This is a genomic window from Bradyrhizobium sp. URHC0002 (assembly GCF_054059515.1).
Map to the genome: position 1 here is coordinate 1,745,210 of NZ_JBSSCF010000001.1, position 18,925 is coordinate 1,764,134.

Genomic DNA, 18,925 nt, shown 5'->3' on the forward strand with positions numbered 1-18,925 from the left:
GCGGTAACTCCACTAACCTCCTGTCGTCACTAGCCGCTTTGGCATCGCCGCCTCCTCAAGACAAGAAGCCTCTAGTCAGATTGATCTAGCGGACCAACTCTATCTCGCTCGGGCGCCAAGCCTTCGTGAAGAACGGTTCGGATCGTGTGGATGCTGACGCCCTGAAAGGTGTCTGAGAATGCGCGTTGGGCGTTCGCAGAGTCGATCTCATCGTAGACTTTTTCCAGGGTCGCCTTGCTCGGCGCCCCGTCCTTGAAATCGATTGTGCCGACACGCGTCTCAACCTTGTCCGGCGTCGTGATCGAGGGAGGGGTTGGAGGCGCCGTCTGGGCGAAGCCCGAGCTAGGCATCAGGGTGGTGCAAGCAACCGCCGCCGCCAAAAATCCAATCCGTAACATGGAGTAGCCTCCCTGATTGCGCCCCGCCAAGAAAACTCCTCAATGCTACTCGGTCGAGTCTGTCGCCAATATTGGCCCAAGGGCCAACAACCGAGCGCAAGCGATGTCCGTTTCGGGTCAAACTCAGAAGTCCGGGCGCGCAACTGGGGAGTCCGCTTCACCCTCAAGAACAGACATCGTCAGCCGGGCCTGTCAGGTCCGAAAAGTGCCAGGAGCTGTCGTACTTGGAACAGGAAGACACGTATACGGATTGCTCAGCCGCAACGCGCTCGCCTCAAGGCCAAGATCGGTGAGCCTTAAACTAAGTGAGCCGCGCCGCCCCACAAGGCTGCAACCGTCTTTCGATTACCAGCCGGACAGCTCGCGCCTTCACCGCGCGATTTTTTCAGCGTGACCCGTAACTTCTCGCAGTCTTACCGCCCTTGCCCACGAGACGCGGTCAAATCACGGAACGGCTTGTTACTTTACCGATAGACCGGCCAACGATAGAGTGGGCCATCACGTTGAGACATGCCGAGGTCTCCGTGCGAGCATTCTAGTGCGAGTGCCGGCGGCGGGTATTTCACTCGAAGACAGACCGATCTTTCTTGCGGTCTCGAAATCTCTACAACAGGGCTTCGCGCCGGTGGCACAGTCAGCATCCCTCGAAGTGGTGGTTTGGGGCTCTGGCCCGCGCGTGGTCTTGGTGCACGGCAGCGTCTTCAACGGTCCCCTGACGTGGAAGGAGCAGCGACCGCTCGGGGAACACTGGCGACTGGAGGTCCTCAATCGCCGGGGCTACGGCAAGAGCCCTTCCCCGGAAGTACGGTCGGATTTTGAGGAGGATGCTCGGGATATAGCAGCGTTGCTCGGTGACGACGCACACCTTGTCGGGCACTCTTTCGGTGCCATCGGCGCGCTCTATGCCGCTGCGCTCCGGCCGCAGGCTGTGCGCTCGCTTACGATTAACGAGCCGCCAGCGTACCGATTGATCAAGGGCAACGCGGAGGCAGATGCGATTGCCGCACGGGTACAAGCGACCAGAAGAGATGTGCACGAACCCCGCGCTTTCCTTGAGGCTTTTAGGAAGATCAACAACGGACCCGGAGCGCATAGCCCCGTGCCCCTACCCGACCCGCTACCGCCCGACATTCAGCAAGGCGTACTCACGACGATGGCGCAACGCGATCCGAACGAGGCGGACATTCCGTTGGGTGCGCTCAGGCGAGCCTCCTTCCCAAAACTTGTCACCTCCGGGGGCCATAGTTCCGTTTCCGAGGCGATCTGCGATGTCCTCCAGCGGGAACTTAACGCCGAACGTGCGATCATCCCCGGAGCTGGCCACTCAGTGCCGCACACCGGTGCTGCCTTCAACGAGCGCCTCGAAGCATTTCTAAGGGGGGCGTGAGCGGGAGGGATCGCTCTAATAACCAGCAGGACCTAATTTCGGCTCTGGGTTAATCGCGCCGGTTTGGCGATGTCCGAGCCACTTCCGCTTTCCCCTCATAGCCGACGCTCGCTGCGAGGATCCGCAGGTCCGAAAGGTGCTGGAGCTGAACGCGATCGCCGGCGGCCAAGCCGTCGCGCAGTCAGGCGCTACGCTTGAGCTTGCCGGTCTTCAACAGGCCCTCGAGTTCCTTGAGGGCCTGTTCCTCGGAGATTCCGTCTACCAGCGCGATTTCTCCGCAGAGGCGATCGAGCGCCGACACGTACAACTGTCGTTCGCTGAAACTCTGGCCGGAGTCGCCCGGTCGGAAAAGATCGCGAGCGACCTCCGCGACCGCGACGATATCTCCGGATTTGATTTTGCCTTCGTATTCCTGAGCAAGCCGGGACCAGTTGCCGCGGCCTTTCCGGGGAGTTTCGCTCAGAATCTGTTTCACTCCTTGGACCGAGGAAAGATCTGATGGCTTGCGCATTCCGACGTTCGCGGCTTTCCGGACGGGAACGCGGACGGTCATTTTGCTTTTTGCGAAAAAGATCACGAAGAACTCCAGGCTCGCTCCTGCAACGGTCTGCTCTTCAATCGACAGAATCTGTCCAACGCCGTGTGCCGGATAGACGACGAAGTCCGTCGCCTTGAATTCAACGCGAATCTTCCCGTTTTCGCGCACACCGGGAAGCGCCGAGGCGGCGTCCGGCGCCTCCACGTAACGACCGGATTTCGCTTTCTGATCGTCCAAGCTCATGTCGCGGTTCGACTCCTTCGGGTGTTGTACCGACTGATCGCCAATTACGCGGCAAATTACCTGAGCGTTCTAGTCCCCGCGGCGCACTTCGCGCCGCCTTCGCTGCTTACAACATCATTAAGCGCGAGAAGCCAGCATCGCCACATAATGATCGCACGCATCGGATTCCCATCGGGTCGTGTGGCTTCTCGGCAACTTGTTCCGTACGGAGAAGAGGCTTCGGCGGGCTCTCGGGTGCGCCGTGGAAGTTCTTCGAGATCACACCGACGTAATGGAGAGCAGCACGGAGAATTACGGGATTCTCCGCGGCGCGATCCTGGTTGCGGCTGAACTTTCTGACTTCTTCTCGAATGTCCGAACCGCGTCAAAAAGCACACCTCAAGCAGCGACTGTTCGACATGTGCTCTTCCCTGTGAATTCACCGCCATTAAACTTAATCAGCAATCTTAATCAGCGGTTTTTCTTGCGGGGCACTGTAGCCGCGCTACCGTCGTCTCATCGATCACGGAGGTGATCTATGAGCGACAATAAGACGAAGGCCGAGCTGCTTGAGATGCTGGCCGAGGCGGTCCGCAATACGCAACCCCAGCCGGTCGGTAACACGCAACCCGAGTCTGTCCACGACCCGCAACCCGAGCGGAAACGTAAAACGCAATCCCGCAAAACGCGGCCAGCGTCGCAGCGCACGGCCAAAATCAAAAACGTTCGGGCATCTGCTAGCCGCAAGCCGCGGCGTCGATAATGCAGCCGAGGATTCCATGATCGATAAAATGACGAAAGACCCCGCGCAACGACCGGCGGAAAAAGCTTTTCTACAAGCACATAAGCGAAGGGCGGTAACTGAATACGAAAAAGCGCAGGAAGCCTTCCAAAAGAACTACGAACGATTGCGGGCTGAGCGATTAGCTAGGGAAGCCGCGAAGCCCAAAGAGAAATAGCTCCGTTGTTCCTGGGTTACAGAAAGCGCTGGACGGCACTCTATGTTGACGCGCCCTAGACTGCTCGTGACCGCAGAGAAGCTCGAGAAGCGCCCGGTGAAGCGATTCGCGTAGCAATGATCGTGGGTGGGGGTCGGCCGAACGCATTCCACCCACGATCCATCACTTGTGGAAGCCAAGTGGCGGATTACGCGTCCACGCTCGACCCTCGACGGACAATTCGCTAACCCGCTCTGCGATCTCTACTGCACGGCCACGTTCCCATTGGCATCGCGATTATTCTTCGGGTTGTACCCGGAGTCATGGAGATTTTTGAGATACATGGCGTGATCGTTGGCGTTCATACCGTCCGCCCAGCCCATTGGCGGTGGCGATTCCGGGGCAGCGGCATGTGGGCTCACTGCATGGTGACGATGGTGCTTTGCCGAGGCGGCAGAAACGGAGAGAGTGAGAACAGCGAGGGCGATGAGCAGTTTTCTTGTCATAGTTAGCTCCTGTTGGGATTCCCCCCGGAGTGCTACAACGCATAGCATAGCCAGCTCTGTTCAGGTAGCATCACCTTTCCGTCGTCACCACAACGTGAACTTTCTGGAGCGACCGTGATGATGCGATGCACGCCTCGCCACTTGCGCGGCAATCTCGCGCGCTACTTCTCGCCGAACTAGTCGATGAATTGTCGTGACACGACGAGCCACTGAAGCTAAGGCGCACGACGTCGAACCTACTCGAATTGCATCAACGCGATCGTTCTTACTTGATCCGAAGACTGCTGCTTTCACTTAGGACATTGGTGACCACGTATGTCCGTTTCGAGTCAAACTCAGAAGTCTGAGTGCACAATTGGGCAGTCCGCTTTACCCTCAAGAACAGACGTCGCCAGCCGGGCCTGTCAGGTCCGAAAGTGCCAATAGCCGACATCAACCCTGGCATCCCGTCAAGGCGTGCTTGGCACTGCCGTCTGATCCGTCATACAGTGTGCTGTGGGTTGGATAGCGTGCCATGGCAGAAGAGCGGCCGGTCCGGGTCGAGCGCAGGTTGTCGGCGATATTGGCCGCCGACGTGGCTGGCTATTCGCGGCTCATGCACCATGACGAAGAAACGACGCATGCCAAACTGACGGCACTCCTAGCGGACGCTGTTGAACCGAGTATCGCCGAGCACGGTGGCCGCGTGGTGAAGAACACCGGAGACGGGTTCTTGGCGGACTTTCCGAGTGCGGTCCAAGCGGTTCGGGCTGCTGTTCAGTTTCAAACCCGCATCAAGGAACTTACAATTGGTGACGCGGAAGACAGACGCATTGCTTTGCGCGTGGGCGTCAATATCGGCGACGTAATTGTCGAGCCCCATGACATCTTTGGGGATGGCGTCAACGTCGCGGCGAGACTTGAGAGCATCGCGGAACCCGGCGGCATCTGCATCTCGTCTTCTGCCTACGATCAAGTCCGAGGCAAGGTCGGGGTTGAGTTCACCGATCTGGGCGAGCAGAACCTCAAGAATATTGCTCGTCCGATCCGAGCCTATGCCGTGGCCCGAGAGGGACTTAGCCCGGTGACAAAGGTCGGCAGCACGACGCCAAGCTCGCTTTCAGCGCCGCGTCTGTCCATGGTGGTGCTGCCGTTTGCGAATATTGGTGGCGATCCCGAGCAAGACTATTTCGTTGACGGTGTGACCGAGAGCCTGACCACAGACTTGTCGCGCATCAATGGCTCATTCGTGATTGGCCGACACACCGCATTTACGTTCAAAGGCAAAGCGGTTGATCTCAAGCAGATCGGGCGCGAGTTAAACGTCCGCTACGTACTGGAGGGCTCGGTGCAGCGTGGTGGCAACCGGCTTCGCGTGAATGTTCAGCTGATCGACGCCGAGACTGGCAAACACCTGTGGGCCGAACGGTTCGATAAGCCAGTCGCTGATCTATTCGATATGCAGGACGAAATCGTATCGAGGCTCGCCAACACGCTAAATACTCAACTTGTTGAAGCTGAGGCGCGGCGGGCGGAGCGTTCGCCGCATCCCGATGCGATGGATTTGATTTTCCAGGGCATGGCTTGCTTAAACAAGGGAAGGACTTCCGAGTATCTTGCGCAATCGCGCAGCTTTTTTGAACGCGCCTTGGCGCTCGATCCCAAAAATGTCGAAGCGCTGGTCGGATTGGCAGTTGTTGATGCGGCAGCTGTTGGCATGGCTTTGACCGTTGAGCGGGCCGCGCGTCTCGCAGCGGCTGAGACGGCCTTGATCAAGGCTCTGTCCCTGGCCCCCCAGCACGCAAGCGCCCACTGGCTTCTGGGAAACGTCAAAATGTTCACAAACCGCGCGGCCCAAGGCATTGCTGAATGCGAGCAGGCATTGGCGCTGGATCGAAACCTAGCTAATGCGCACGCCTACATCGGTCGCGCCAAGTATCTTCTCGGTCGCGGCGAGGAGACTGAGGCCCATGTCCAAGAGGCACTCCGCCTCAGTCCTCGTGATACGGAGGCTTTTGTTTGGATGATGTTCGCGGGCTTCGCCAAGCTGCAGCTCGGCGCCGACCAGGAGGCGGTCGCACGGTTCCGTCGCTCGGTCGAGATCAACCGAAATCATCCACGCGCGCATATCTATCTTGCCACCGCGCTAGCGCACCTCGGTCAGCTTGATGAGGCGCGATCCGCGGCCCAAGCAGGGCTTGCGCTCGACCCGACTTTCACCATCTCCCGCTTCCGCGCCAACGTGCCGAGCGACAATCCGACTTACCTCGCTGGACGCGAGCGCTTCTATGAGGGCCTGCGCATGGCCGGGGTGCCAGAGGGGTGATGTCGGAGATGGGTCAAACTCAGAAGTACGAGCGCGCAACTGGGCAGTCCGCTTTACCCCCAAGAACGGACGTCGCCAGCCGAGCCTGTCAGGTCCGAAAAGTGCCAATAGCGGCCATCCGCAGCCCCGCATCGTCTGCGCGATGCCTCGCTGAAGCTTTACAGCGCACAAAACAGTAGAGTAGCCTCCGCTATCACGACGGGATATGCCGCAATCACCGTTCGGTTCGGTTACGTGGGTGCCTTCGGCAGGCATTATATTCTTGAAGCAGGCCGCCCTTTTTGTCGGTCTCATCCTTTTCAAAAACGCAAATTCATTGGCCCGCGATTCGCCCGCGCGTCGCTGCGCCTTCTGCTATCTAGGGGGTTCTCATGAAGCGTACTCTGATGTCAGCAGCAGCTCTCGCTTTCCTTTTGATGTTGCCCCGGCCTGCGCCAGCGCAGGACCTGGCCCCTCAGCTCGTTGGTGTGTGGAGCCTCAATAGCCAGTTGCGCAAGGAAGTGGCGACGGGCGCGACTCTGGCGACCTTTGGAGAAAAGCCGACTGGCTACATCATCTTCACGCGGGGCGGGCTCCTCACGTTTGTCATTGTCGGGACCGACCGCAAGCCTCCCGCCAGCCCCAATCTGACGGATGCCGAAAGAAGTGAGTTGTTCAAGACGATGTCATTCGGCAGCGGGACCTACAAGGTTGAAGGCAACAAGGTTGTAACCCGCTACGATACGTCGTGGCACCAGCTATGGACCGGACGAGATTTATCGTCTCAGGTCGAGATACAGGGCAAGACGCTGACGATTTCAACCGAGCCGTTCAAAGCCTCGGTTGATGGCAAGGAGGTCGTCGTCACCACCATTTGGGAGCGTGCCGAGTAGCGTCTCCATCAAACGCGCGTTGGGTTCACAAGCCCCGCTACTGGTAGCTAAAGCCTGGCTTAGAGAGTCAGGTTTGGGTCAATCGCGCCGGTTTGGCTCTCCGTCGATGACTTCCGGTTTTCCCCCGAAAGCGGACACCGTCACGGACGGTGGCATGTCTCAAAAGCGCCAGTAGGCGACATGCTTGGGCGAAGACGTAGCCGCGTCCGCCGAGGGCCACCCCTACTGCACCTTCTCCCACACCAATGTGTTGATGCTCATCTTGCCGTCCGTGTGAAACGGAAACGGAGGCGTCGAATAGACGAGGTGGTTCCCATCCCTTTTGACGGATCGCACCTGCTTCGTCCCACTCCATACTTGATTCATCGAGATTTCAATATTGTGTTCGATGGTGGTGCCGTCGAACTTGTACGTACCCGCATAGGCAGTGATCGTACGGAACAGTTCGATCCGCTGCTGATCCGTTATCTTCTCGGCGCCCTCCGGTGTAGGTCTCGGCTGCCGGACGATGAGAACGAGCATGTGGCCGTTGTCGCCATAGGTGATGTAGCCGCGCGCCCCAGTACCCGGGATAACTTCGTTGGTGTCCACGATGGTCCGCTGCTCGCTGACGAGCCTGTATGTACCCGAGATGGACACGTCCGTTGCAACAGCGGGGTATGCAAGCACGGTTGCTGCCGCAAAGACAGCCAGCATCAGTGTGCGCATAGAGTTTCCTCCCTTCGAGCCCCATTCATTGAGGGGATTCCACTGTCTGAAGCTATCACGGATCAAGGGGCGACGCTTGGTGCTGCGTTCGATGTCTCTTATGGGTCAAACTCAGAAGTCCGGACGCGCAACTGGGAAGTCCGCTTTACCCTCAAGAACAGACATCGCCAGCCGGGCCTGTCAGGTCCGAAAAGTGCCATAAGCAGACATCCCTTTTCTGACGCGGCCAGCGACGAATCGTCCCAACCAGCCTGGGACTGACTAGGCTACTGTTTGTCTAGGGCTGGGATACTGTCAGCATTCCTAGACCCGTTTTGGGGAGGGCAGCTGATGGTTGAACTTGCCTCGTTCCTCGCAAGTCTAGGGTTATCGCAATACATCAGGACGTTCGCCGATAACGATATCGATGGTCTGGCATTACTTGAGTTAGAGGAAACACATCTGAAGGAGCTTGGCCTCTCGCTAGGCCATCGCGTCCGCCTGATGAAAGCCATAGCCGAATTGCGCTTGGCTGGGTCCCAAACGCCGGCGTCGGTCGCGAGCAATTTGCCGTTGGGCACGATCGCTGTGGCGCCAGACGAAGCCCGCCGCGCAACCAGCCAATCGTCAGCAGACGGCGAGCGCCGACAGCTCACAGTGATGTTTGCTGATCTCGTTGGTTCGACCGAACTCGCGGCCCGTGCCGATCCCGAAGACGTCCGCGACGTCATGCGCGCCTATCAGGACGCCTGCGCCGGCTCTATCGCGCGCTACGACGGCTATCTCGCCAAGTACCTGGGCGACGGCGTCCTCGCGTACTTCGGCTATCCTCGCGCGCACGAGGACGCAGCGGAACGTGCAGTGCGTGCGGCGCGCGATGTTGTCCAAGCCATTGATCGCCTGACACCCGCCAACGGCCATAGGTTGTCGGTACGGGTCGGCATTGCGACGGGAATGGTCGTGGTTGGCGCGGTCGCGGCGCCGGACGGCGCGTCCGAGCTTTCTGCCATAGGCGACACGCCCAATCTCGCGGCAAGATTGCAAGGACTGGCCGAGCCCAACACTGTGGTGATCGCCGACAGCACGCGCACGCTGACGCGTGGCGCTTTCCGCTACGTCGATCTCGGTGACCGCAAACTGAAAGGCATTTCCGAGCCCGTGCGTGTCTGGCAGGTGGCGGGCAATGTTGCAGCCTCCCGCTTTGAAGCGGCATACGTGGCAGGTCTCAGCGGCTTCGTCGGGCGCGAGCCGGAAGTGGCGCTGCTGAACAGCCGCTGGGAACAGGCGTTAGGTGGCGAAGGGCAAGCGGTGCTCCTGTGCGGGGAGGCCGGCATCGGCAAGTCTCGTATTGCCGAGCAGCTGCGCCAACGGCTGGAGGGGTTCGACCATACGCGGATTCGCTACCAGTGCTCCCCGTTCCACGTCAACAGTGCGCTGCAGCCGGTCATTTCCCAGCTCGAGTACGCTGCCGACCTGAACGCAGAAGAAGATGGTTCGGCCCGCCTGGCAAAACTCGAATCGCTGCTTGCGCCCACAACCCGGAACATGGACGAGGTGGTGCCACTGCTGGCGACCTTGCTCGGAATTCCGCTCGGCAGCCACCATGTCATGCCCAATGTGACTTCTGACGTGCTCAAGAGGCGCACGCTAGAAGCCTTGGCAAGCCAGCTCGCGGCACTGGCGCGGATCAAGCCGGTCCATTGGCTGGTCGAGGACGCGCACTGGATCGATCCTACGACGCGCGAACTTATTGGGCTGTGTCTTGATCGCGTTCGCGACCTGCCGGTCTTCACGCTCGTAACCTCCCGTCCAGAGTTCGTGCACGCGTGGGGACACATGCCGCACGTTACGGGGCTTACACTCAACCGGCTTGCGCGCCGGCAATGCACCGAGCTGATTGACAGCCTGTGCGGCGGGAAGCCGCTGCCGGCAGAGGTATTTGAGCAGATCGTTGCCAAAACGGATGGCGTTCCACTGTTTATTGAAGAACTGACCAAAACCGTACTCGAATCAGGCCTGCTGGTCGAACGTAAGGGGAGCTATGCCCTCACTGGCCCGCTGGCACCGATGGCGATCCCAACGACCCTTCAGGATTCGTTGATAGAACGGCTTGAGCGTCTGTCGCCGGTCAAGGAAGTAGCGCAGATTGGCTCGGCGATCGGCCGAGAATTCTCCTACGATCTGCTTGCTGCCGTATCTGAGTTGCGCGACAACGAGCTCAAGGAAGCGCTGGGTCAGTTGGCCAATGCGGAGCTCGTCTATGTCCGCGGCGAGCCACCCGATGCGACCTACGTCTTCAAGCATGCACTGGTACAGGACGCCGCCTATGCCAGCCTGCTGCGCGCACGACGCCAGCAAATCCACTCTCGAATTGCGCGGACTCTTCCGGAGAAATTCCCTGATTTGATTGCGCGGCAGCCCGAAATGCTTGCGCATCATTGCGAAGCGGCCGGACTGGAGATGCTAGCCAAGGAGTACTGGGGCCGCGCTGGCCGGCTGGCGCTGTTGAACGCCACCTACGCCGAAGCAACGAACCATTTCGCTAAAGCATTGGCGTTGGTGGCCAAGGAAGGACCTTCGGAAGCGAGGACGCGCGAGGAAGCCGGCCTGTTGCTGGACCGTGGCATAGCGATGGTAGCCCTAAAGGGTCCATCATCGGTCGAGCACGCCAAAATGGCGACGGAGGCACTCACAGTTAGCGCCCCGTTAGGCGACGATCCGCTGCATTTCCGTGCCCGGTGGGCCGATTGGATGGTTCACTCAGTGGGCGGCAAGCTGCCAGAAGCCGCTGCGCGCGCTGATATGCTGGTAGGAATGGCCAATCGGATCGGAGCCGACGATTTGCAGTTGCAGGCTCACCACGCGCGTTGGACGACGGCGGTCGCGCGCGGTCACGTGACCACTGCCAGGGACGCCGTCGAAAACGGACTGGCGCTTTACGATCTGGGACGGCATCGCGACCACTGGTCGATGTATGGGGCTCATGACCCTGGTGTCTGCGCCTGCAGCACCGGCTCAATCACCTTTTGGCAAGCCGGTTTGGCTGAACGCGCTCAAAATCTATCCTGCCGGGCGATTAGCCTCGGCACCAAGCTCGGTAACCCATTGAGCGTCGCAAACTCGCATATGATGGGGGTGTTCCTCTCAATCATGATGGATGACGATGCCGCTTTCGATACAAACAACCGAGCCATGGTCGCTGTGGCCACCGAAGCCAACTTGGGTTGGCCTGTTCGCCTCGGTCGCTTCCAGGCCGGCTGGGTAACTGCGCGATTGGGTGAGGTCGGGCGCGGCGCCGACCAAATGGAAGCGGGTTTTCGCAGTCTCCAGGAAATGAAGGAGCGACTATATCTGACTTTCTTGGGCACCTTGTTGGTTCGTACCAAGCTGGAGATGCGCCGCACCGAAGAGGCGCTGAACTTTCTCGAGGAATTGCATCTTCTGTCGGTCGAAACCCACCAGCAGTTCTTTGTTCCCGATCTCTACCGCCTGCGCGCCGAAGCGCTGCATCAACTTGATCCGAAAAGTCCCCGCATAGAGGCAGAGTATCGTATGGCGCTGCAGCTCGCACGAGAACAAGGCGCACTCGCACTTGAACTTCGCGCTGCCGGCGGATTGGCAACCCGCTTGGCCGAGAGCGGCCGTACAAGCGAAGGGGCAGCCCTCCTGCGTCCGGTGTTCGACCGCTTCACCGAGGGCTTGGCGACGCCGGATTTGCGGGCGGCCAAGGCGCTACTTGATGCTTTGGATCAGACCTCCTGACGAACGGGCTTCCGCGACGTTTGTGACAGTTTAAACGCTGACATTTGCGGAAGCGAGTGCATGTCGGCTTTGGGTCAATCGCGCCGGTTTGGCTCTCCGTCGATGACTTCCGGTTTTCCCCCGAAGCGGACACACGGACGGTGGCATGTCTCAAAAGTGCCAGCAGGAGACATTCTGGGCTCGTCAAAGATCGAGATCGATGACTAGCTCTCGGCTAATTCTGGTCGCGAACTTTGCAATCTCGGCGAACGCCTGTTGGCACTCGGCGTCCTGGGCGATGGCTGCCTGCAATGTCTCATGGGCATCTTGGTCGTATTGTACAACGACGAGCCAATCGCCACGATTTGGGCCGGTCTCAAATCGGCTAAGACGATAGATGATCCCGTGCTTGAGGTAGGCCGCTTTCAACTTCTTAGCTACGGGTGCTACAACGTCGATGGAGCCGCCGCGGTAGTGCGAGATGGCTGACATGGTCATTCGTTCGCTCCGCCAATTAATGGTTTGGTCTGCAATCTAGATCAAACTCAGCCACTATTGATTTCAAAATAGGTCACCGCGCTCGGAAACAGGATGCAAACCTCCAAGCCGTGTCCGCCAAGGGTCAAAAGGTGACCTTCGGGCGCGGCTGATTTCGGTCTGTTCAACCCCCAACGGCGGACATCGGAAGACTGCCGCAGCACGTCCGAAAAGGGCCACAAGCAGCCATGCGGCTTACATTTTGCTTACCGGCGGTTTATTCTTCACGGCGCTGAGCCACCCGAGACGGTCAGGGAGCCAACCGGGGAGTGGACCTTGCGCTATTTCTTCGAGGATTACTCTTTCGACACCGATCTGCGCGAGCTACGACGCGGGCCCGAAGTGATCCGGACGACTCCCCAGGTCTTCGACTTGCTCGGCTATCTGATCCGAAACAGGGACCATGTCGTCAGCAAGGACAATCTGGTGGAGGGGGTCTGGAATGGACGCATCGTTTCCGATGCTGCGGTGACGACCCGCCTGAATGCGGCTCGGACCGTCATTGGCGATTGCGGCGAGCAACAGCGTCTGATCAAGACGCTGCCGCGCAGGGGCTTCCGCTTTATTGGTCCGGTGCGGGAGACGGAAGGGCCCGCAGCTCCCACCGGAGTCGAGTGCGGGCAAGGCCGCGACGCACCCATGCCAGCCTCATCGCCTCATCTTTCCATCGTTGTGCTGCCCTTTGCCAACCTCAGCGGCGATCCCGCGCAGGACTACTTCGCCGATGGCATAACCGAGAGCCTGACCACGGACCTGTCCCGCATTCGGGGCTCGTTTGTGATCGGCCGGCACACTGCGTTCACCTACAAGGGGAAGCCGACTAGTATCAGGCAGATCGGACAAGAACTGGGTGTGCGATATGTGCTCGAAGGATCTGTTCAACGAAGCGAGAATCGCCTTCGGGTAAATGTTCAGCTCGTGGATGCGAAATTCGGCGCGCACCTGTGGGCTGACCGTTTTGACAGCCCTGTCGCCGATCTCTTCGACATGCAGGACGAGATCGTTTCCCGGCTTGCCAACACTTTACATGCTGAACTCACTGAGCAGGAGGCAAGACGTTCGGAACGATCCCCGCACCCCAGTTCGATGGACTTGTATTTCCAGGGAAAGACCTGGTTGTACAAGGGGTGGACGCCGCAATACGCGGCAAGGGCTCGCGGGCTTTTTGAGCGAGCGGCTGCCCTCGATCCGGACAACCTCGAGGCGGCGATCTGGACCGCTGTAGTGGATCTACTAGTTGGCGTTGCACTCATGAGTGACGACAAGGCCGCACTTGTTACGACTGCCGAGGCGACGCTGATAAAGGTGCTGTCCATCGCTCCGAACCACGCGGGGGCCCATTTGTACATGGCCACCGCGCTTATGGCTTCGAACCGCGTCGCTCTAGGCATTGCGGAGTGCGAGAGAGCGCTGGAGCTGGATCGCAATTTGGCTGAGGCGCACGCGCAAATCGGAATGGGCAAGTTCTATATTGGACGCGGAGCCGAGATCGAGCCGCACATGGACGAAGCGTTTCGCCTCTCGCCACGAGACATGTTTGCCTTCGATTGGCTCATGATGATCGGGTTCGCAAAATTGCAGGTCATGGCGGATGCCGAAGCGGTCGGCTGGTTCCGCCGCAGTCTCGAGGCCAACCGAAATTATCCCCTCGCGCATTTCGCGCTCGGCGCAGCACTGGCGCTGCTCGGCGCGCGTGAAGAGGCGCGGGCCGCCACCAAAGCTGGACTTGCGCTCGATCCGACCTTCACGATTCGTCGATACCGCCTCAACCCACAAAGCGATGACCCAACCTACCTCGCCAAGCGCGAGCGCGTTGCCGAGGGCTTCCGCATGGCCGGGGTTCCGGGAGGGTAATGTCCGGGTTGGGTCAATCGCGACGGTTTGGTCGGTTGCCAGTCACTTCCGGTCTTCCCCGAACATCGGACATAATCGGATCGCTTCGGCATGTCTCAAAAGTGCCGGACATCAGTTCGATTTTGACGGTGAGGACGCGAGGACGTTGCAAGCCTGTCGCGTAACGCTTGACTGAGGCGGCTTTACCGGACGCCATTTAGTACGTGCGGTGCGGAGGCTTCTTCTTTCGATGCTGTGTCGGCTGCGTTGCCTTTGGAGGCCGCGGAGATTGCGGCCAGTAGGCACAGCCGAAGCTGCAGGCACAGCCGGCGCCGCATCCGGCGGCCAGCCTTGGCTTTTGGAAGAGCGGTGGTGGTCCAGCATTTTCGTTGTCGAAGACATAGAACGCCGCCAAGCTGACGTCGGAGATTTCCTCCTCACCAAGAAAGATTTCGTGCTTCTCCGAGGGCGGTGATCTATTCGCCGACGCCTCGCTGGTTGAGGCGCACGCACCGCTTGCCATCGAGAGAGACATGCCGGCAAACCCTAGGACGGGTAAGGCTTTGCTCCGACGCTTGCCTATGGAAGCGCGCTTCGGCATGGCATAATTCTCGCACGTGCTTGGACATACCGAACTAACCTGGCGTGATGAAATCCGACCGAGCTAGTTCCATTAAAGACCAACGATGGCGGTGGAGGTTATGCCGACCCCGGCGGCGGTCAAGCCTTTGGCCAAGCGGGAAGTCGACTTCAGCGACGACAGATGACGGCCTTGATCCGACTAGCCAAGTAGCCGTGGGCGCGCAAATGGGCGTCCGCTTTACCCTCAAGAACAGACATCGCAGCCGGGCGTGTCAGGTCCGAAAAGTACCATAACCGGAAATCATTCGATCAGGCTTCCGTACTCAGAGGGCAACTTTCCAGCGATCTCGCGCGAAGTTGCGCGCGCGAAACGCCTTGTCTTAACGGCTGGCCCAATTCGGCGTCGGGAAACGCGGCGCAGACCCTAACCCGTCCGGCCAAACAACGGCTTGCTTTCCGTCCTGCCACTGGATCGTCACGGCCTTCTGTCCAGTCTGAAAACCACGCTGATCGACAGCAAAGTCGCCGAGGATGGTCTTTGTCTTGAGTGTCAGCAGTGCCTCGCGGAGCTTTTCAGAGTCGGTTGTGCCCGCCTGTCGCACGGCCTCCGCAAAAATCTGACATCCAGCATAAGAATTGGCTGATTGAACAGCGGGCGCGCGATTGAATTCCTTTTGATATGCCGCAACGAATTCGCGATTCCCCGGATTCGGCAGACTCGCTTCCCAGAAGGTCGCGCTGTAAACGAATTCAGCATCCTTCCCGAGCTGCTGATAAAATTCCGGCAGCAGGCCGTAAGGCAGACTGCTCACCATCTTCGTATCAAAGTTCAATCCTTTCATTTCCCGGATGATCGCCACGTGATCGTCCAGCCGGACGGCTGCTACGATCAATAGATCCGGGGCAGCATCCTGCACCTTTTTCAAAATGGTGGAGAAATCTCTGGTGCCGGTTGGATAGGTCTCGAAGACCACAACATCTAGGTTTTTTTCTTTGGCGAGCTCGTTTGTGCTGTTGGCAACCGCTTTGGGCAGCAGGGCATCCTGATTGATGATCGCGACCTTCTTCAGGCCGTTGCGCGCTGCGAGGTCGAGCGCACCGATGGCCGCTAAATCGACCGGCGCAAGCACCATGATCAGGAACTTGCGTCCCTTTTCCCAAATCGAACTCGTCGCGGCGTTTGCCGCGACCATCACCTTGCGATGCTTGTCGGGGATGTCGGCAACGGCCTCCGTGATCGCGGTGCCGTAGGGGCCGAGGATTGCGTCGACCTTGTCCTCGCTAATCAGCTTCTCATAAAGGCGTGCCGCGGTCTTTTCGTCCGACTCATCGTCGTAGATCACCAATTCGACCGGCCTGTCGAGAAGGCCGCCTTGCGCATTCAGGTGCTTCTGACACAGCAGGTAGCCCTCGCGGCCATATCCGCCTTGGACCGAGTAAGCCTTTCCCGTGATCGACATGGTGGCACCAATCCGAAGCGGCTGGCGATTGGATGATGCTTGCTGCTGGGCGTGAGCCAGACTGGTGACGCAAAGCGCCACAGAAGCAGCGAGGATTGTGACAAGTCTGGACATAGAGCCTCTCCCGAGCCTGAAAGAGTCACCCCAGCAGCTGACATACTACCACAGCGCGAGCTTCAGCGGGAACCGGCGTCGACACTTGCCGCGTGCGGTCCATCACCGCCTCCGCGCCGACGATCACGAGGCGCAGGGTGCGGAAGTCGCCTGTCATTGGTCTCTGCAGTTACAAATCGATAATTGTCCTTGCGGGGATTGCTTCTGGTGACTTAGGCACGTTCCCCAGGATCACGAGACGCTGCAGCCAAGTCAGTTCGCGCTCAGGCGTCTTGGGAATTTCGACATAGTCGATCACAAGTTGGTTGTTTTCCTTCTCGATCCGGAAGTAATTCAGGCGATACGAGGGATAGTAGACCGCGGGCAACAAGCCAAAGCGCACCGGAACACGGGACAATAGCTTCAGCCACGTACCGGTATTGATGACGACTTGACCGGCGGGACCCAGTCGCCGCAGGAACGCCGAATGCGTGTGTCCGAAAATGAACACCGCTACCTTGTCATCACCCTGGAAAACCTCCTGAGCTCCTTTTAGGTAGGGCGCTTCCGAATCGAGGTTCGGGGTCACTCCGTGACTCGTCTGCAGACGAAAGCGACGCAACGTTCGCATGAGGTCACGTTCAACGAACAACGCAGGGATACCGAACAAGATCAAAAATAGGGAATTGATCGCGATCACGACCTGAAGGACGTTGTCGATGATCCCCAGCCTGCTCATCAGCGGGTTGTGAAATATGATATTGTAATCAAAGATGCCCGCGACCCGAAGGAGTTCGCCGAGAATCGCGATCACCGTGACGCCGGCCAGCAGCAGGAAGGGCAGCAGCACCCAGCGCAGCGCCATACTCATCTCGCGGTAGAAGTAGTTCGACAGCATCCACTCGGGAATCTGCATCGTGCCCACGGAGCGGATGTCCTTGAGCCAGTCTCCCCGGCCGAAGTCGGAATACCGGCTGGCTCCGCTGACGAAGGTTTCCGTGATGAAGTAGCCCACCGGGAGAGCGTAAGCGTTGCCATATTCGGGGAAGCTGTTGAACTGATCGCGCTGCTGTCCGTGTTCGATCCATATCCTCTTGTCGCCCACCGGGCGGATCAGGACCAGGCTCGGGTCCAGATGGATGTTGTATGCCTGCAGTTTCTCCACAAAGGCCGGATCGCAAGCGAGATCATAGTCGTGATTCCCGACCATCATGGTCACCTTGATGCGCGCTCCGGTGGCCCTGAGTTGATCGAAAATCGCCTGGTGCGCCTGTATGATGTGCGCAAGCCTTTCGACCCCGCACACAAGCGTGAGCTCCCAGAAGCCAAACGTGTCGCCCACGATCAGAAACTCGGTGTCGGGGCCTTCCTTTTCCAACGCCTTCAGGAATTCGATGAACTCGGCGGCGTAATCGCAGTGCTGCAATTGACCGTCGCCACCCATGTGCAGGTCACTGACAAAGTAATACTTCTGTGCCAAAGTATCATCTCCCTGCCAGACCGGTCGAAAATATCCGACCGCGGGTCATACACGTGCGCAGCATATCGCCCCGGCCGGCTTGATGTAAGCATGAACCATGAACCTCACTCGGCCCGTCGCATTCTGGATTGCGGTATTGGCGGCGGTCGTCGTCGCCGTCGTTCTGTTGCGCGAAGTCCTGCTGCCTTTCGTCGCCGGGATGCTACTGGCGTATCTACTTGATCCTCTGGCCACTCGGCTGGAACGGCTCGGAATGAACCGCCTCATTGCGACGCTAACCATCGTCGGATTGTTCGTTGTCGGCGTGACCGCGCTTATCATTCTGACCGCCCCGGTCGTTGTCGGTGAGCTTGCCTATTTCATCGATAATTTTCCGCTCTACATCAAAACGGTGCGGGGGTTCGCGACCGATCCAAATCGGCCGTGGCTGAGCAAGCTTGTCGGAGAAGGCCTGGCCTACGCGGAGCAGTCGGTCGGAGAATTGACCACAATGGCGACTGACTGGCTCAACGATTTTCTGCGCTCGGTTTGGACCGGAGGCCGGGCGCTGATCTCGGCCTTCTCCCTCCTGGTGGTGACCCCGATTGTTGCCTGCTATCTCATCTATGATTGGAAGAAGATGGTGGCGGTTATCGACAACTGGATACCGCCTGCGCAGCGCGATACCGTCCGGGCCCTTGCTCGCGAGATCGACGATACGATCGGCGGCTTTTTGATCGGTCAGGGCACGCTGTGCCTGATCCTCGCGGTATTCTACGCGGCAGCGCTGTCCTTGCTCGGGCTCAAGCATGGGATCCTGATCGGTATTGCGGCTGGACTGATAAGCTTCGTGCCGTATCTCGGCTCGCTGAGCGGGCTCGTCACATCGACTTGCGTTGCGATTGCACAGTTCTGGCCGCATTGGGCCATCATCTGGATCGTCCCGGCGATCTTCTTCGTCGGCCAGACACTGTCAGACTATTTGCTGTCGCCCTATTTCGTCGGCCGGCGCGTCAACTTGAACCCGGTCTGGATCATGTTCGCGCTGTTCGCATTCGGCTACCTGTTCGGGTTCGTCGGCCTTTTAATTGCCGTGCCGCTTGCGTCTGCTATCGGCGTGCTGACGCGCTTCGCGTTACAACGATATTACGAAAGCTTCTTTTATACGGCCATCCCGAGTGCACCTGCGACAGATGCGGCTAGATTGACGCCTTCCGACAAGAAGATGGATTGATTGCCGCACCAGTTGCGGGTGGAGATGGGGTTAGGCCGTTCGTTGTTAAAAGGCGACTTCTGGTTCCGGTCAATCGCGTCGGAAATTCTCGCAGTTGATCCGATCTGCTCGCCGCAGGATCGTCATTGATCCC

The 18,925-nt window shown here is 58.9% G+C and carries 15 protein-coding genes; 8 read left to right on the forward strand and 7 right to left on the reverse strand.

The window, feature by feature from the left end; genetic code table 11:
* Nucleotides 1–71: 71 nt before the first annotated feature.
* A complete protein-coding gene (locus ACVWVY_RS08285) occupies nt 72–428 on the reverse strand; it encodes a hypothetical protein (RefSeq protein WP_456625912.1) in 357 nt (118 codons plus the stop codon).
* A 508-nt stretch (nt 429–936) separates the two neighbouring features.
* Here ACVWVY_RS08285 and ACVWVY_RS08290 point away from each other — a divergent pair.
* Complete coding sequence (locus ACVWVY_RS08290) at nt 937–1,785, forward strand: alpha/beta fold hydrolase (RefSeq protein ID WP_456625913.1); 849 nt, start codon at nt 937–939, stop codon at nt 1,783–1,785.
* Nucleotides 1,786–1,966: 181 nt separating this feature from the next.
* Here the strand turns inward: ACVWVY_RS08290 and ACVWVY_RS08295 are convergent, their stop codons facing one another.
* Nucleotides 1,967–2,566 carry a CarD family transcriptional regulator gene (locus tag ACVWVY_RS08295; protein ID WP_456625914.1) on the reverse strand — a complete coding sequence of 200 codons (600 nt, stop codon included), beginning with the start codon at nt 2,564–2,566 and terminating at the stop codon, nt 1,967–1,969.
* Nucleotides 2,567–3,083: 517 nt separating this feature from the next.
* Between ACVWVY_RS08295 and ACVWVY_RS08300 the strand changes: the two genes are divergently transcribed.
* Entirely contained in the window at nt 3,084–3,308 is a 225-nt protein-coding gene (locus ACVWVY_RS08300; protein WP_456625915.1) for a hypothetical protein, read from the forward strand.
* 16 nt (nt 3,309–3,324) lie between these two features.
* Complete coding sequence (locus ACVWVY_RS08305; protein ID WP_456625916.1) at nt 3,325–3,504, forward strand: hypothetical protein; 180 nt, start codon at nt 3,325–3,327, stop codon at nt 3,502–3,504.
* A 242-nt stretch (nt 3,505–3,746) separates the two neighbouring features.
* On the opposite strand, the gene ACVWVY_RS08310 is transcribed toward ACVWVY_RS08305, so the two are convergent.
* Nucleotides 3,747–3,989: a hypothetical protein gene (locus ACVWVY_RS08310; protein ID WP_456625917.1), complete on the reverse strand. Its 243-nt coding sequence runs from the start codon at nt 3,987–3,989 to the stop codon at nt 3,747–3,749.
* A 514-nt stretch (nt 3,990–4,503) separates the two neighbouring features.
* On the opposite strand from ACVWVY_RS08310, the gene ACVWVY_RS08315 reads away from it, so the two are divergent.
* Together ACVWVY_RS08315 and ACVWVY_RS08320 are read left to right on the forward strand one after the other, a co-directional pair.
* Entirely contained in the window at nt 4,504–6,294 is a 1,791-nt protein-coding gene (locus tag ACVWVY_RS08315) for a tetratricopeptide repeat protein (RefSeq protein ID WP_456625918.1), read from the forward strand.
* A gap of 371 nt (nt 6,295–6,665) precedes the next feature.
* Nucleotides 6,666–7,166: a lipocalin-like domain-containing protein gene (locus tag ACVWVY_RS08320; protein ID WP_456625919.1), complete on the forward strand. Its 501-nt coding sequence runs from the start codon at nt 6,666–6,668 to the stop codon at nt 7,164–7,166.
* Between the two features lie 222 nt (nt 7,167–7,388).
* On the opposite strand, the gene ACVWVY_RS08325 is transcribed toward ACVWVY_RS08320, so the two are convergent.
* Nucleotides 7,389–7,874 (reverse strand): lipocalin-like domain-containing protein, encoded by a 486-nt coding sequence (locus ACVWVY_RS08325; protein WP_456625920.1) that lies wholly within the window; start codon nt 7,872–7,874, stop codon nt 7,389–7,391.
* 330 nt (nt 7,875–8,204) lie between these two features.
* Here ACVWVY_RS08325 and ACVWVY_RS08330 point away from each other — a divergent pair, with 330 nt between their 5' ends.
* Nucleotides 8,205–11,615, forward strand: coding sequence for an adenylate/guanylate cyclase domain-containing protein (locus tag ACVWVY_RS08330; RefSeq protein ID WP_456625921.1), 3,411 nt, complete (start codon nt 8,205–8,207; stop codon nt 11,613–11,615).
* 183 nt (nt 11,616–11,798) lie between these two features.
* On the opposite strand, the gene ACVWVY_RS08335 is transcribed toward ACVWVY_RS08330, so the two are convergent.
* Nucleotides 11,799–12,092 (reverse strand): hypothetical protein, encoded by a 294-nt coding sequence (locus ACVWVY_RS08335; protein ID WP_456625922.1) that lies wholly within the window; start codon nt 12,090–12,092, stop codon nt 11,799–11,801.
* Nucleotides 12,093–12,407: 315 nt separating this feature from the next.
* Here ACVWVY_RS08335 and ACVWVY_RS08340 point away from each other — a divergent pair, with 315 nt between their 5' ends.
* Nucleotides 12,408–13,985: a winged helix-turn-helix domain-containing protein gene (locus ACVWVY_RS08340; RefSeq protein ID WP_456625923.1), complete on the forward strand. Its 1,578-nt coding sequence runs from the start codon at nt 12,408–12,410 to the stop codon at nt 13,983–13,985.
* 941 nt (nt 13,986–14,926) lie between these two features.
* Here the strand turns inward: ACVWVY_RS08340 and ACVWVY_RS08345 are convergent.
* Together ACVWVY_RS08345 and ACVWVY_RS08350 are read right to left on the reverse strand one after the other, a co-directional pair.
* Nucleotides 14,927–16,120 (reverse strand): amino acid ABC transporter substrate-binding protein, encoded by a 1,194-nt coding sequence (locus ACVWVY_RS08345; protein ID WP_456625924.1) that lies wholly within the window; start codon nt 16,118–16,120, stop codon nt 14,927–14,929.
* A gap of 169 nt (nt 16,121–16,289) precedes the next feature.
* The gene (locus ACVWVY_RS08350) at nt 16,290–17,579 is read right to left on the reverse strand and encodes a metallophosphoesterase (protein WP_456625925.1); all 1,290 of its coding nucleotides are present in this window, start codon (nt 17,577–17,579) and stop codon (nt 16,290–16,292) included.
* Between the two features lie 97 nt (nt 17,580–17,676).
* Here ACVWVY_RS08350 and ACVWVY_RS08355 point away from each other — a divergent pair, with 97 nt between their 5' ends.
* Nucleotides 17,677–18,792 (forward strand): AI-2E family transporter, encoded by a 1,116-nt coding sequence (locus ACVWVY_RS08355; RefSeq protein WP_456625926.1) that lies wholly within the window; start codon nt 17,677–17,679, stop codon nt 18,790–18,792.
* Nucleotides 18,793–18,925: the final 133 nt, after the last annotated feature.

Coding starts and splice junctions, on each gene's coding strand:
- ACVWVY_RS08345 (WP_456625924.1), bottom strand. CDS start 16,120: ATGTCCAGACTTGTCACAATCCTCGCTGCTTCTGTGGCGCTTTGCGTC.
- ACVWVY_RS08330 (WP_456625921.1), top strand. CDS start 8,205: ATGGTTGAACTTGCCTCGTTCCTCGCAAGTCTAGGGTTATCGCAATAC.
- ACVWVY_RS08310 (WP_456625917.1), bottom strand. CDS start 3,989: ATGACAAGAAAACTGCTCATCGCCCTCGCTGTTCTCACTCTCTCCGTT.
- ACVWVY_RS08295 (WP_456625914.1), bottom strand. CDS start 2,566: ATGAGCTTGGACGATCAGAAAGCGAAATCCGGTCGTTACGTGGAGGCG.
- ACVWVY_RS08335 (WP_456625922.1), bottom strand. CDS start 12,092: ATGACCATGTCAGCCATCTCGCACTACCGCGGCGGCTCCATCGACGTT.
- ACVWVY_RS08315 (WP_456625918.1), top strand. CDS start 4,504: ATGGCAGAAGAGCGGCCGGTCCGGGTCGAGCGCAGGTTGTCGGCGATA.
- ACVWVY_RS08355 (WP_456625926.1), top strand. CDS start 17,677: ATGAACCTCACTCGGCCCGTCGCATTCTGGATTGCGGTATTGGCGGCG.
- ACVWVY_RS08325 (WP_456625920.1), bottom strand. CDS start 7,874: ATGCGCACACTGATGCTGGCTGTCTTTGCGGCAGCAACCGTGCTTGCA.
- ACVWVY_RS08300 (WP_456625915.1), top strand. CDS start 3,084: ATGAGCGACAATAAGACGAAGGCCGAGCTGCTTGAGATGCTGGCCGAG.
- ACVWVY_RS08320 (WP_456625919.1), top strand. CDS start 6,666: ATGAAGCGTACTCTGATGTCAGCAGCAGCTCTCGCTTTCCTTTTGATG.
- ACVWVY_RS08305 (WP_456625916.1), top strand. CDS start 3,325: ATGATCGATAAAATGACGAAAGACCCCGCGCAACGACCGGCGGAAAAA.